Raw genomic sequence first — 13,949 nt, 5'->3', positions numbered from 1 at the left:
GGTAAAATGAGCAGTGCCGCTACCGTCGAGAACAGCAAGCCTCCAATCACCGCCCGTCCGAGCGGAGCCGTTTGTTCACCCGATTCACCCAGGCCGCTCGCCATCGGAATCATCCCGGCAATCATTGCCAGAGCCGTCATCAAAATGGGTCGCAGACGAGCGGCCCCCGCCATTCGGGCGGAGGTCAGGGCATTGCGGTACCGAAGTCGGAGGGATTCCGCATTCGTAACCAGCAGCAGGGCATTGGCCACCGATACCCCCACCGACATGATGATCCCCATGTACGATTGCAGATTCAGCGTTTGACCCGTCACGAGCAACAGTGTCAGCGAACCCGCCAGTACCGCCGGAATACTCACCAGTACCACACCCGCCAGCTTGAAAGACTGGTAATTAGCCGCGAGTAGCAGGAAGATTACCACCACGGCCAGTCCCAGACCGAACTGAAGACTCGTCAGGGTTTCATCCAGCAACTGAGCCATCCCGCGTAATTCCACACTGGAGCCTTTAGGCGGATCACCCGCGTTTTTGATGGCTTGCTGTACCGCCCGCGAGGCCGTACCCAAATCTTTGTGAGCAATATTCGCCGATACCGTAATGATTCGGCGGGGGCCAATCCGGTCGTACTCACCGGGAACGGTACTCGGCGTAATGGTGGCCACATCGCCCAGCGTGGGTCGCAACTGGCCTTTCACCAGTGGAATGCTTTGAATATCGGCTACGGTATTCATCTGTTGCTGCTCCATCTCTACCTGTACCTGATAGGCAAAACCCTTGGACTCATCCAGCCAGAGGTTCTTGGCCGTAAATCGGCTGGAAGAGGTCGCCGCTACCAGCGACTTCGCAATTTCATCGATACTCACGTTGAGCTGAGCGGCCCGTTCGCGGTCAATTTTGATCTGAATGGTCGGATAACTCAGCGGCTGATTAATCCGTAAATCCCGCAGATACGGAATCTTCTTCATTTGCGTCAGAAGGCGATTGGCGTAATGCTGCCCTTCTTCCAGACTTTTGCCACCTACTTGGATCTCGATGGGAGCCTGAGCCCCCTGACTCATGATTTTATCCGTCAGGTCAATGGGTTCGTAGGATAATTTTACGCCGGGCAGTTTCTGGTGTACCCGTTTCCGGATTTCATCCTTCAGGTTGTCGAGCGAGGCCACTTCGTACTGATCCGAAAGCTTCACCTGTAATACCGCCTCGTGCGGACCGGCATTGAATACGTACAGCGAACTGGTACCGTAACTAGAAGGCGTCATACCCACGAAAGCCGAAGATATGGCCACATTTTTTGGACCAACAATACCATCAATCTGCCGGATGACTTCTTTCGTGATTTCTTCCGTACGTTCAATCCGTAATCCCTCCTGAGCAACGATGCGTACCTGAAACTGGCGGGCGTGATTCTGCCGGGGCATCATATCCTGACCAATCTGCGTGAAGCCGACACCAATGAGTACGGCACAAAAAATCAGGTAGGCTCCAATCACGATTCCCTTGCGTTGCAACAGGCGGTCAAGCAAGCGTAAGTAACCCAGTTTGAAGCGTTCAAAACCCGTTACCTTTTCAGGATGCTGCGTTTCGAAGTTTTCCTGGTGGGCCTCCTGTTTCTCTGAAAGGTCGGGAAGCAGGCTAAGGTCATGCGGCGTAGGGTGGGCGTGAGCTTTCATCCACCAGTTGGAAACCACTGGTACGAAGGTTTGTGAAAGCAGGTACGACGCAATGATGGTAAAACCTACGGACAAGGACAATGGCAGGAACATGCCCCGGGGTACACCATTCATCAGGAAGGCCGGAGCAAACACGGCCAGAATACAGAGCGTAATCAGCAGCAGCGGAAAGGATACTTCCTTACAGCCGTCGAAAATGGCTCGGGCCTTGGGCTTGCCCATTTCCAGATGCTGGTGAATGTTTTCAATCACCACCGTCGCCTGATCGACCAGAATCCCAATGGCCAGTGCTAGCCCCGACAAGGTCATGATATTGATCGTCTGACCCATGAGTTGAAGCATCAGAATCGAAGCCAGAATGGAAACGGGGATGGTCAATACCACAATGAGCGAGCTACGCCAGTCACCCAGGAAAAGCAGTACCATCAATCCCGTCAGTAAGGCACCCAGGCCCCCTTCCACGGCCAGACTGTGCACGGCCTGGGTCACGTATACCGACTGATCAAATTCATACGATAGCTCCACATCATCGGGTAACAGGGCTTTCATATCGGCCAGTTTTCCCTTCAATGCATTTACCACACTCATGGTCGAAGCGTCAGCGGATTTGGTTACGGGGATATACACCGACCGTTTGCCATTCACCAAGGCGTAACCCACGGGAACATCGGTACCATCTTCCACGGTGGCAATGTCCCGCACGAATACCGTCGGACCTACCCCTTTTCGCAGGGGAATGTTCAGGAATTCATCAACTTTATCGAGAACCGTATTATTTGGCGTCAGGATGGAAAAATCACCAATCCGGATGCTACCACCGGGTGAAATCTGGTTGTTCCGAACCACGGTCGAGACAATTTCATCGGGCGTTAATTCGTAACTCCGCATCCGTTCGGGGTCTACCCGTACGACGACCGTACGCTCGTTGCCACCGAAAGGCGATGGAGCCGAAGCTCCGGGAATTTGGGAGAACAAAGGTCGAATCCGCGTCGAAGCCAGATCCTGCATTTCACCGAGCGAAGCCCGCTGACTGCTAAAGACCAATTGCCCCACCGGTAAGCTCGACGCATCGAAACGAACGACAATCGGTGGTACGGTTCCGGGGGGTAAGTAACTCATTACCCGACTGACCTGACTAGCCACTTCACCGGCGGCCTGAGCCATGTCCACGTCTTCGTAAAAACTACATTTGACTAGACACAGACCCTGAATGTTTTTCACTTCCACGTTCTTGATCCCCGATACGTACAGCATCTGGTTCTGGTAACGCGTGGAAACGAAACCTTCCATCTGAGCTGGCGTCATGCCGCCGTAGGGTTGGGCGATATAGATCGTCGGTAAATTCAGCCGGGGAAAAATATCGACCGGAATCCGGCTCAGGGCCAGAATCGAGAAGACGACGATTCCCAGCAGAGCTACGATAATCGTAATGGGTTTAGCTAAGGCCGCTTTTATCATAATTAGTTGAGAATCTGATTCAAAAATTCTTCCAGGTTGCCATCCGCTGCGGCTTTTAGTAACAAAGCCCGCCAAAGGCCATTCACGGCCAGAGCCTGATCTACTTCCGCCCGATTCAGCAGGGCGGCGGTTTGGGTCAGCGTTTGAATGTTATCCAGTCCCGATTCATACCGGGCCCGCGACTGAGCGTAGGCCTGCTGGGCCGCTTCCAACTGAAGGGGAGCCTGCCGTACCGTAGCCTGAGCCAGTTCGATCTGGAGATTCGCATTTTCGGAGCCTGCATCTAAGGCTAGTTTTTGCTGATTATAGCCTTCCTGCGAAACCCGAACTCGCTCGCGTTGAGCGGAAAGATTGGGTTTAACCCGAAATAATTCCGTCGGTCGCCAGATGGCGGTAAACCCTACGATGTAGTTGAACGCCCGCAAGGGCAAACCAGCTCCGAGCGTCGGGTCAATCCGGAACGTACCATCTTTTTGCGTCGCTTCGCTAATACCCGATCCCCGGCCCTGGAGTGAACCGATTACGGAAATGGAAGGTAAGGCATTGGCTTTCAGTAATGTTTGGTTGGCTTCACCCAGGGCCATTTGTTTCTGCAAAACCCGTAACTGCGGGTGGATGTACGCTTTTTCCCCCGAAACCCGGTTCATGTCCGGTAATCGGTGGTAGAAAATGAGCGAATCCAGTTCGTAACCCAGACTCGGCTCGCCCATCAGTTCGGTCAAACGTAGTACTTGCTGCTGGGCCATTTTCTGGCTTTCCAGTACCTGTAAACGGGCACGGGCCACTTCCGCCGCACTCACCGAACTGTCAATTCCAGGACGAAGGCCACCGGAAGTACTGGCTCGGGTAATGATCTGCAAAGCCTTGGCTCGTTGCAGGTTGGAAATTTGCAAGAGTACCGATTTTTTCAGATTGAGAGCCAGCAGATAAGCATCACACACGCGTACCTGATGGAGGAATAATTCACTCTCGTAATCCGCCTTGGCTTGCTCAATCGACAAGTTGGCCTGATTCCGGCGGGCCTGCCGACGGCCAAAGGTGACGGCCTCCCAATCAATAACCATCGAAGCCGCACTCGTCCAGGCGGCCTGGTTATTGAAGCCATCCGTACGTACCCCGGTAATGGGAATCATCAGGCCACCGGCTGAAGCCGAAGCTCCACGGACCTGATTGGAAGTGGCGTTAAAGGCTTGAGCCTGAACGCCCGCCTGGGGCAGAAAGGACAGCCGCATGGACTGAGCATCCGCTTCGGAGCTTCGAATTGCGGCCAGTTTACCACGGATGGAAGGGTAATTGGTGCGGGCCTTATCCAATACTTCATCGAGCGACAAACGGGGCGGTTGTCCGCACAGGGTTTGTAGCAGCGATAAGCCCAGGATTACCTGTAAAAGCAGTATTCGTTTAATGTTCGACATATCAATCCATTCACTGGGGAATGGAACAAACCTATGAAGCGGACATTAGAACGAGATTAGAACCCTATTAGAAGAGATTAGAACAGCATTAGAAAGCCAGAAATGGAGGTTTTTAACGGAAAATGAACAGACAAAACTTTACGAATACAAAGGCAAACGAATCTCTGCACAGGTACCGCCGCTTTCCCGGGGGCTTAACGTCAATTGTCCCTGATGCAGTAATACGATCCGGTGAGTAAGGGTAAGTCCCACGCCGAACCCTTCGATACTTTGAACATTCGAGCCCCGAACCAGCGGTTGCAAAATACGTTCCTCTTCGCCGGGTGTCAGTCCGATTCCCTGATCCAGAATCCGGATATGGGCTTGTTGATCCTGCGTGATTTCCAGCGAAAACGAAACGGGTTGACCCTGGGAGTACTTGACGGCATTGTCGAGCAGGTTATACAAGGCCGTACGGAGCAGGTATGGATTACCCAGAATGAGTAGGGGCGTGGATTGTTCCAGCACGTCCTGACTGACGTTGACGGAAAGCGTTTGTCCCGGCTTCTGCTGACCCAGCAGATCCGCTACTTCTAGTACCAGCTCAACCACATCGAGCGGTTGTTTATCGATCTTTACCTGTACATTATCCAACTGAGCCAATTGTAGTAAGCCATTCGAAAGAGCCGTGAGCTTGTCGAGTTCCCGCACGGCCTGGCTCATGCCTTTTTTAAGTTCCTGTACATTGAAATCGTACGTAAGTGAGGTTTCCAGCCAGCCTTTAATGGTTGTCAGCGGGGTACGTAATTCGTGGGAAGCCTGGGAGATAAAAGCCCGCTGATTATCCACCAGTTTTTCCTGGCGTTGTAACAGCTCGTTGAAGGCAGAGGCCAGTACGCCGACTTCGTCATTCGGATTTTCGGGTTTCAAACGGAAACCCAGAGAGCCTTCCTGGGGTAATTGATCGATGAGACGATTCAACGGTTTCAGGGCTTGCCGGGAGAAGAAATACCCTAGTAGTCCGACCACGACAATCGCAAAAATATCCCCTAAAATCAGCAAATCCATCAGGTTACTCTGGCGATTGTATCCATCTTCATCGTAGGCCGTCACCAGTACCAGATATTCCTGACCCGAAGGCGAGGGCCAGGGGCCGGGGTAGGTAAGGGCCATACCGTCTTTGGGGTACTTGTGCTGGGGACTCTGGTAACTAAACCGAACCAGCCGTTCGTCGCGTACGCGTTTGCGAAAAGCCTGACTGGCCAGAAAATCGTTGGTGACTTCACTGGCAAAAATGAGACTGTCTTTCGGCGAATAGATGAAAACGACCTGTTCCGGTAAGGAAGTCGTGATCTTACCCACAACGGCATCGTCTTTGGTAATGAGTTGTTCCGTAACGCGGGCTTTGCGTTCCAGCCAGCCGTCCATGGCCCGTTGCCGCAGGGACGAATAGGTGAAATAAACGTATACCGAAAAAAGCAGCAGACTACCCGCCACCAGCGAAGAAAACCAAAGGATGATCTTGTGCTTGATTTTCATACTCAGGCCCGTAACACATACCCCATGCCGACGACGGTGTGTAAGAGTTTATGATCGAATTCTTTATCGATTTTCTTGCGTAAGTAATTGATATACACGTCAATGATATTCGTATTGGTATCGAAGTGCAGGTCCCAGACTTTTTCGGCAATGTCGATCCGGCTCACGATCCGACCCTGATTGATCATCAGATACTCCAGCAGAGCGTACTCCCGAGCGGTCAGGTCAATGGGCTGGCCCCGGCGGGTAAGGGTACGGGCCTCGGTGTTCAGTTCCAGATCGGCCACGCGTAATACGGACTTCCGGCTTTCGTGCGTGGCATTCCGGCGGGCCAGTGCTTTGATCCGGAGGATAAGTTCGCGGAATACAAAGGGTTTTACCAGATAATCATCGGCACCGGCGTCAAAACCGCTTTCCTTGTCCGTCAGGCTGTCCAATGCTGTGAGCATCAGTACGGGTTGTCGGGGCGACTGCTGCTTGATGTATCGGCACAGCTCAAAGCCATTAATATGGGGCAAATTGACATCCAGAATAATCACATCGTAACTGTTATTATCCGCCATCCGCTGACCCATCAGGCCGTCATACGCAATGTCGAGTACGTATCCTTCACTTTCTACCCCTTTACGGATGAACGAAGCCAGGCTGACCTCATCTTCCACCAACAATACCTTCATAATCTTCTCCTACGTTTGAATCGAATCAATGCTACTGTAAGGGGCCCGGCTTACTCGTTAGAATAGCAACGGCATCACCTACCCGAAGCGTGTACAAATCGGTTGCCGGTAGCAGATTCTGGCCAAAAAGAATCTTGTTATTCCAGTTCCGGTATTTGCTTAGGGTACGCAAGGGTTCTTTTCCTTTTTCAGCCGTTTGCTGATCAATCGTGGTTAGTACGCAACGGGCACAGGGTTTCACGCCCCAGAATTCCTGTTCACCAATCCGGAAATTTTCCCAGCCTTCTTCTTCGTAGGGCTTTCCGCCCGTCACGACCAGATTGGGCCGGAAGCGGTTCATCGGTACGGGCGTTTCCAGTCGCGTATTGAGATCATCTAACGACGCCTGACCGATCAGGAGAAAAGGATAGCCATCCGAGAAACTCGTGATTTCTCCCTGCCGGGCGTACCTCGGGTCGACCGTTCGATGCGTGCTCTCGGGCTGGTACACGAGGCGACAGTTTCGGCCCAAACGCTCACTAAACCAGGCATCCGCTTCCGGAAAGCCTCCCTGAGCCAGCATCGTATCATCCCAGACTTCTACCTGAAGGGCTTCGCCACCTTCAGCAACCAGCGGAATATGCAGGGGTTCAGACGGAGACTCACGATGAGAAATGACCAGTGTGTTATCTTCCATACGCACCTCAAACAGGGCCAATTGGGGTAAGGTTCGCTGAGAAAGAAAGCGACCCGTTTCGTCCACCAGCATCCAGCGGCGATCGTACAGAAGTCCACGGGAAGTAAGCGTGGCTTGTGGCAGGGAAAGCCCTGCCAGTGATTTAATCGGGTAAATCCAGATTTCAGAAAGTTGTAAGGTAGGCATACGCAAAGCTACTTTTTTTTGGTTTTCCGTTCATCACAAAGTCGATAATCTCGGGCAATACGCATAGTTACTCTTTTCGTTATCAGTTAATTTTGAGCCATTTTCAAGCCTTTCGCGTTTGACGGAACTTGCGGCTTCTTCGCTGTGTATTCCTTAAAGAACGTTAAAATTCAAAATAAAAAGATGTAAATATGTATATACATTAAATGTTGTGGTATATATTTGCATCACCTTTCAATAACGCCATGACCATTGAAAATGAAATAAAGCAACGAGCTTTTACCAGTCCTTATCACAAGGTGATGGTAAATCTGATTTATACGAATAACTGGATGACTTCGCTGCATTCGGAAAAGCTGAAACCATACGGATTAACGATACAGCAATTCAACGTGCTGCGTATCCTTCGGGGTCAGTATCCCAGTGCGATTACGGTCAATGCGATTATCGAACGCATGCTGGATAAAATGTCCAATGCCAGTCGTCTGGTGGACAAATTATTAGCGAAAGAACTCGTAAGCCGGATGGTGTGTCCGAACGATCGCCGGGCGGTGGACGTGCTCATTACCGAAAAAGGCCTGGCCCTGCTCGAAAAAATCGATGAACGAATCGGAGAGTGGGAAGTAGACCTGATCGAAGGCCTGACCGAAGAAGAAGCCGAGCAACTGAGTCTGTTGCTGGACAAAATGCGAGGCAAGCACGTTTCGATGGATTGCGATGGAAATGAAGTAGTAGCTCCTTAACCAAAATTTCTCCCTTCAGTAGAATTTAAACTCCCAATTAATCAAAAAATGAAAACGGTTAAATTTTTCGCTGCGGCTCTGGCTGCCACCATGTTGTTCGTAAACGCTGGTAAAAAGCCTACGCCTGTTAAAGTGGATACGGCGAAATCATCAGTAATCTGGTTAGGTAAGAAAGTAACGGGTGAGCACACCGGAACCATTGCCCTGAAAGACGGTCAACTGTTGCTCGACGGTGGTAAACTGGTTGGCGGTAACTTCACGATGGATATGAGTACGCTGAAAGTAACCGACGTGAAAGACGAAAAAATGAACACCAAACTGAAAACTCACCTCGAAGGTGAAGATTTCTTTGGTGTAGCCAATCACCCGACGTCAACGATGAAAATTACCAAAGTAACGCCTAAAGGTGGTAACAACTACGATGTAACCGGCGATCTGACGATCAAAGGAAAAACCAACGCAGTAACGTTCCCCGCTACGGTTGATCCTAAAACGGGTACGGGTACGGCTAAAATCAAAATTGACCGTTCGAAATACGACATCCGTTACGGTTCAAAAAGCTTCTTCGATAACCTCGGAGACAAAGCCATCAACGATGATTTTGAACTGGACGTAAACCTGGCTACGACGAAATAATTCGTACCCAGCGTTAGTATAAAAAAGGCCCGGAAATTCAATTCCGGGCCTTTTTTTATGGTAGACCTTCCTACATCTCGTATAGCTCAATCGGCAGATTGTCGGGATCGGCGAAAAACGTAAATCGTCGCTGGGTCCATTCATCGGTACGGATGGGTTCCGTTTCCACCCCGTGCGTACGGAGGGAAGCAATGGCCGCGTCCAAATCGGTTACCGCAAAAGCCAAGTGGCGTAAACCCTGAGCTTCGGGTCGGCTGGGCCGGGCGGGTGGATTGGGAAACGAGAACAGTTCAATCTGGTAGTGACCCTTCACGGCCAGATCCAGTTTGTACGAATCGCGTTCGGCCCGGTACACTTCCCGAACCACTTCCAGTCCAAGCACCTGCGTATAGAAGTGTTTGGAACGCTCGTAATCCGAGCAGATAATTGCGATATGGTGAATGGCTTCTAGCATACGATTACTGCTGACTCTTTTTCATACGACGTACCAACTGGTTGGAGTACAAAAACTCCTGCAGTTCCGGCACGTCGGTATCCAGAATATTGTCTTTCGTTCCTTCCCAAAGTTTATGCCCCTGGTGTAAGAACAGAATATCCTCGCCAATGCCCAGTACCGAGTTCATATCATGCGTAATGACCATGGTAGTGATCTGATACTCATCGGTAATTTCCTGAATCAGCTCATCGATCTTTACACTCGTCAGCGGGTCCAGACCTGAGTTGGGTTCATCACAAAACAGGTACTTTGGATTCATCACAATGGCCCGGGCAATGCCGACGCGTTTTTTCATCCCACCCGAAACCTCGGAAGGCATCCGCTGGGCGGCTTTTTCCAGCCCCACGCGTTGAAGGCAAAACTGAGCCCGATCCATCTTTTCTTCTTCCGATTGATCGGTAAGCATATCGAGCGGAAACTTTACGTTTTCGAGTACCGTCTTCGAGTCAAAAAGAGCACTACCCTGAAACAGTACGCCCATCTCCCGGCGGATGTCGCGTTTGGTGTCCTTATCGCCCGACCAGAAATCGCGGCCATTGTACAGGACATTGCCGCCTTCGGGTTTGATCAGCCCTACGATACATTTCAGTAAAACGGACTTTCCCGTACCCGAACCACCGATGATGAGACTGCAATTGCCGGGTTTGAACGTACCCGAAATGCCATCGAGTACGACGCGTCCGTTAAATTCTTTCCTGATATTTTGTATTTCAATCATTGTAAACAAGGCATCTAAAAATCAGTCGATTCATGCAGGTCTCACGCTTATAACAGCAACTGAGCCAGCAGGTAATCCGCTACTAATACAGCAATACAACTATTGGTAACGGCCGTAGTGCTGGCTTTCCCTACTTCGAGGGCTCCGCCTTCGGTATAATAACCTCGGAAAGCGGAGATAGAAGTGATCAGAAAGGCAAATACGACGGTTTTAATTAGGGCGAACGGTACGTTGAAAGGAATAAAGTCAGCCCGGATTCCGTACACGTAATCCTCGGGCGTAATGGCCCCCGACAACGTACCCGCGACATAGCCACCCCAGATGGAGAGAAATCCGGCAATTGTAATAAGCATCGGGAATACCAGAACGGCAGCAATGATTTTGGGCAGAACCAGGTACGAGGCGGAATTGAGGCCCATCACTTCCAAGGCATCAATCTGTTCCGAAATACGCATGGTACCCAAACCGCTGGCGATGTTGGAACCCACTTTTCCGGCCAGCACGATACAGGTAATCGTAGGAGCCAGCTCCAGCAGCGTCATATCCCGCACGATCAGCGAAATTACGTAGTCGGGAATGAAGGGGCTTACCAGGTTATAGGCCGTTTGTACGCAGGTTACGGCTCCGATAAAGGTAGAAACGATGGAGACAATAAAGATGGAATCAATGCCGAGTGCTACGGCTTCTTCCAGGATCTGTTTTGCGTACACGCTCACTTTTTCGCGACGTGTAAACAGGGTTCCCAGAAAGATAAAATAACGACCCACACGGGTAAGTAAATTCATGGCTTAATCAGTTTACAGTTGTCGGTTTTCAGTTGGAAGACAAATCCATTTACATACGTATCGGCTTTCAGTAAAACTCACGCAGGCGTAAGCTGTTTTGCTAGGACGATACAAAGGCGTGAAAAGTACCCGTAATAACGGGTTTCTTCACCTGTTAATAGGACAGTTAAAAAAACAATCCCACTCCGAAACGAACACTTAGCGTACCTGCCGTTTGTGAAAATGCCGGACGGGCCGAGGCGAGCGTTACGGGCCCGAGCGTAGCCGTTACGGGAATATCATCAAACGACGGACGGGCTCGTAAGCCGTCAATGTCCGTAAAAATTCGGAACGTTTCGGATAGCTTATAAGCGACACTCGCTCCGGCTCCGTACATAAATGCGGTGGCCTCCCGGGCTTCACTCGATACCGTAAGGGGAGACGCAACTCCGGTCATGGGCGTTTCCAGTGGATTGATGGCCTCTCCCTGCCCCGTAATGGAAGGGAAACGCAAATGCATGATCCCCGCATTCAACCGCAAATCGATCCGAATTCGTTCGCCTACTTCAAAGGTGTAATAAGGAGACAGGTAGCCCGTATAAAATTCAAACTTTTTCGCAGAAGCATTAATCGATTTGACCAGGGGAATGTAGGCCGCGGGTAAATACTTGTCTTTCAGGTACTGCGTCATTTCTTCGTTTTTCACGGCATGCGTCCAGGCCGAAGCCGTCAGTGCCACTCCGAAATGTCGACTAAAATCATGGGCCACGGTCAAACCCAGGTGAGGACCGATTTTTAGAAGCTTGGCCAGGTCCTGCGTTTCAGAATCTTCAAATTTTCCGTACGGAAAACTCGGTCCAATACCGACTTTTACAATCAGTTTCGACTGAGCATAGAGCGAAGAAAAGGCTGTCAGGAAACCCAGCAGGAGGAGGTACTTTCGCATCGCAACAGGGATTTTTTTACGAATTAAGCACTTCTATGATCGATCTGTACGCGAATCCAGTACGGATCTTTCCGGTGGGTTCCATTATTTACTAAACAAAATACTGATAATGAGTGATTTATTGAATAGTGAACTGATTAAAACAAAAGATGTTCCCCTGGCGGGAAAACCGTTGGTTATCGTAACCGGAGCCACCAAGGGTATTGGCAAGGCCATCTTACGCCGATTCGTAAAAGGAGGGTTCGACGCCATTACCGTCGCCCGCAACACGGCAGATCTGGAGAAGCTCAAGCAAGAGACGGAACAGGAGTTTGAAGGCCGGCAGGTACACATTTACACGGCTGACCTGGGTGAACGCGAACAGATTGAAGCCTTTGCCGCTTTCGTTAAGGCTCAGCAGCGATCCATCGAAATGCTGGTGAACAATACCGGATTGTTTCTACCCGGCCAGATCTACAACGAAGAGGAGGGTACCTTCGAAACGATGATCAACGTCAACGTAGGTTCGGCGTATCACCTGACCCGGGCCTTGCTACCCGCCATGATGGAGCGGCAACGGGGCTACATTGTGAATGTATGTTCGACGGCCAGTATCAAAGCCTATCCCAACGGGGGTTCGTACTGCATTGCGAAGCACGCCTTACTGGGACTGACGCGGGAATTACGCGAAGAACTCAAAACCAAGGGAATCAAAGTAACGGCCATTCTGCCGGGTGCCACCTATACCGAAAGCTGGGCGGGTAGCGATTTACCCGAAAGCCGCTTTATGCAGGTAGACGACATGGCTGAACTGCTTTGGACCAGTTACCATCTATCTCCTTCGGCTGTGGTGGAAGAACTACTGGTACGCCCACAATTGGGAGATTTGTAACCGATCCCGTAATTTGATAGCCAGTCGGTTAATTTCTACTATTTTATTTGGTTAAGGGTCGAAAGTAAGGAACTCTATACAACTTATTAAAAAATCTTATTAAATAAAGGAAGAGAACCCTTATTTTCGCCGTAGTTTTCTGCAATTGATTTACCAAACCTGTTACCAACATTCATGGCCGATAACCAGTACCTAGGCATAGACGTGGGTGGAACGAATGTCAAAATGGGCATCGTAGACGCTACCACGGGTAAAATTTCAAATTTTTACAGCCACGATACGCTTAGTTGGCGGCAATCCGGTCACTTTGAAGAACGACTGGGCGATGCCATCTCTCTGCAACTGCTCGATAATCCTACGCTTACGAAAGTAGGAATTGGTCTGCCGGGAATGATCAACAGCAAGCGTACCGTACCCCTTGAAATTACGGCCATTCCGGAGTTAAATAATGTAAAGCTGGTAGAGTACCTGTCCAATCGGTTTGCTGGCGTTTCCTTCTATCTGGAAAATGACGCCAACGCTGCGGCTTTGGGCGAATTCTATTTCGGCGAAGAAAAGATCGACGAAAACTATATTTTTATTACCCTGGGAACGGGCGTAGGCGGTGCCGCCATCCTGAATCGCCGGGTATTTACGGGCGGAAACGGAAATGCCATGGAGCCCGGCCATATTCCTTCCGTAGAAGGAAAAGTACTGGAGCGGAACATTGGTAAAAATGAATTGCTGAACCTCGCTACGAAAATGCGTTCCGAGTATAGCGGAACGACGCAATTACCCGGCGATGGTACGATCTCAACAACGGGTCTGGTAGCAGCCGCTGCGGCGGACGACGTTCTGGCTCTACAAATCTTTGAGCGGGTGGGTGAAATTCTGGGCGACGGTCTGGCCTCGCTGGTACGGATTCTGGACATCAACCTGATCCTGATTGGTGGTGGTCTGTCGGCTTCCTTTGATTTCATTATGCCAGCCGTATTCAAGAAATTAAACTACTGGCTGACGCCCTATAACCTGGATACGCTGGAAATCAAACGGGCTACGCTCGGTAATGATGCTGGTTTGCTGGGAGCTGCTTCTCTATGCTTTGAAGTACAGGATGGCGTAGGTGCGGAAGGTTAAGCATCACTAGTATATCCCTTTTAAAAGCCCCGCTTCTCGAACGAAACGGGGCTTTTTAT

Annotated in this window: 13 protein-coding genes; 4 read left to right on the top strand and 9 right to left on the bottom strand. The window is 50.5% G+C overall.

Annotated features, from left to right (window positions below):
- From ACOJTG_RS06515 to ACOJTG_RS06495, 5 genes are all read right to left on the bottom strand, one after another.
- Nucleotides 1–3,128: efflux RND transporter permease subunit (locus ACOJTG_RS06515; protein ID WP_420153065.1), on the bottom strand; the 3,128-nt coding region annotated here is incomplete at its 3' end.
- Nucleotides 3,129–3,130: 2 nt separating this feature from the next.
- Nucleotides 3,131–4,543 (bottom strand): TolC family protein, encoded by a 1,413-nt coding sequence (locus tag ACOJTG_RS06510; protein ID WP_420153064.1) that lies wholly within the window; start codon nucleotides 4,541–4,543, stop codon nucleotides 3,131–3,133.
- A gap of 138 nt (nucleotides 4,544–4,681) precedes the next feature.
- On the bottom strand, nucleotides 4,682–6,061 hold the full coding sequence (locus ACOJTG_RS06505) for an ATP-binding protein (RefSeq protein ID WP_420153063.1): 1,380 nt from the start codon (nucleotides 6,059–6,061) through the stop codon (nucleotides 4,682–4,684).
- A gap of 2 nt (nucleotides 6,062–6,063) precedes the next feature.
- Entirely contained in the window at nucleotides 6,064–6,738 is a 675-nt protein-coding gene (locus ACOJTG_RS06500) for a response regulator transcription factor (protein ID WP_420153062.1), read from the bottom strand.
- Between the two features lie 31 nt (nucleotides 6,739–6,769).
- Nucleotides 6,770–7,600, bottom strand: coding sequence for an MOSC domain-containing protein (locus ACOJTG_RS06495; protein WP_420153061.1), 831 nt, complete (start codon nucleotides 7,598–7,600; stop codon nucleotides 6,770–6,772).
- A gap of 245 nt (nucleotides 7,601–7,845) precedes the next feature.
- On the opposite strand from ACOJTG_RS06495, the gene ACOJTG_RS06490 reads away from it, so the two are divergent.
- Together ACOJTG_RS06490 and ACOJTG_RS06485 are read left to right on the top strand one after the other, a co-directional pair.
- Entirely contained in the window at nucleotides 7,846–8,343 is a 498-nt protein-coding gene (locus tag ACOJTG_RS06490) for a MarR family winged helix-turn-helix transcriptional regulator (protein ID WP_094809945.1), read from the top strand.
- A 48-nt stretch (nucleotides 8,344–8,391) separates the two neighbouring features.
- Nucleotides 8,392–8,979 carry a YceI family protein gene (locus ACOJTG_RS06485; RefSeq protein ID WP_094809947.1) on the top strand — a complete coding sequence of 196 codons (588 nt, stop codon included), beginning with the start codon at nucleotides 8,392–8,394 and terminating at the stop codon, nucleotides 8,977–8,979.
- A 70-nt stretch (nucleotides 8,980–9,049) separates the two neighbouring features.
- Here ACOJTG_RS06485 and ACOJTG_RS06480 read toward each other — a convergent pair whose 3' ends face one another.
- The 4 genes from ACOJTG_RS06480 to ACOJTG_RS06465 form a co-directional block, all read right to left on the bottom strand.
- Nucleotides 9,050–9,433 (bottom strand): VOC family protein, encoded by a 384-nt coding sequence (locus ACOJTG_RS06480; protein ID WP_420153060.1) that lies wholly within the window; start codon nucleotides 9,431–9,433, stop codon nucleotides 9,050–9,052.
- A 4-nt stretch (nucleotides 9,434–9,437) separates the two neighbouring features.
- Nucleotides 9,438–10,193 (bottom strand): ABC transporter ATP-binding protein, encoded by a 756-nt coding sequence (locus tag ACOJTG_RS06475; RefSeq protein WP_420153059.1) that lies wholly within the window; start codon nucleotides 10,191–10,193, stop codon nucleotides 9,438–9,440.
- A gap of 47 nt (nucleotides 10,194–10,240) precedes the next feature.
- Entirely contained in the window at nucleotides 10,241–10,978 is a 738-nt protein-coding gene (locus ACOJTG_RS06470; RefSeq protein ID WP_094809953.1) for an MlaE family ABC transporter permease, read from the bottom strand.
- 166 nt (nucleotides 10,979–11,144) lie between these two features.
- Entirely contained in the window at nucleotides 11,145–11,903 is a 759-nt protein-coding gene (locus ACOJTG_RS06465) for a hypothetical protein (RefSeq protein WP_420153058.1), read from the bottom strand.
- A 109-nt stretch (nucleotides 11,904–12,012) separates the two neighbouring features.
- On the opposite strand from ACOJTG_RS06465, the gene ACOJTG_RS06460 reads away from it, so the two are divergent.
- Nucleotides 12,013–12,774, top strand: coding sequence for an SDR family oxidoreductase (locus ACOJTG_RS06460; RefSeq protein ID WP_104710232.1), 762 nt, complete (start codon nucleotides 12,013–12,015; stop codon nucleotides 12,772–12,774).
- A gap of 174 nt (nucleotides 12,775–12,948) precedes the next feature.
- Complete coding sequence (locus tag ACOJTG_RS06455; RefSeq protein ID WP_420153057.1) at nucleotides 12,949–13,890, top strand: ROK family protein; 942 nt, start codon at nucleotides 12,949–12,951, stop codon at nucleotides 13,888–13,890.
- Nucleotides 13,891–13,949: the final 59 nt, after the last annotated feature.

The organism is Siphonobacter sp., from assembly GCF_048595215.1.
Lineage (GTDB): Bacteria > Bacteroidota > Bacteroidia > Cytophagales > Spirosomataceae > Siphonobacter.
The sequence above is the reverse complement of the archived record's forward strand: the minus strand, read 5'-3'. Positions and strand labels throughout refer to the sequence as shown.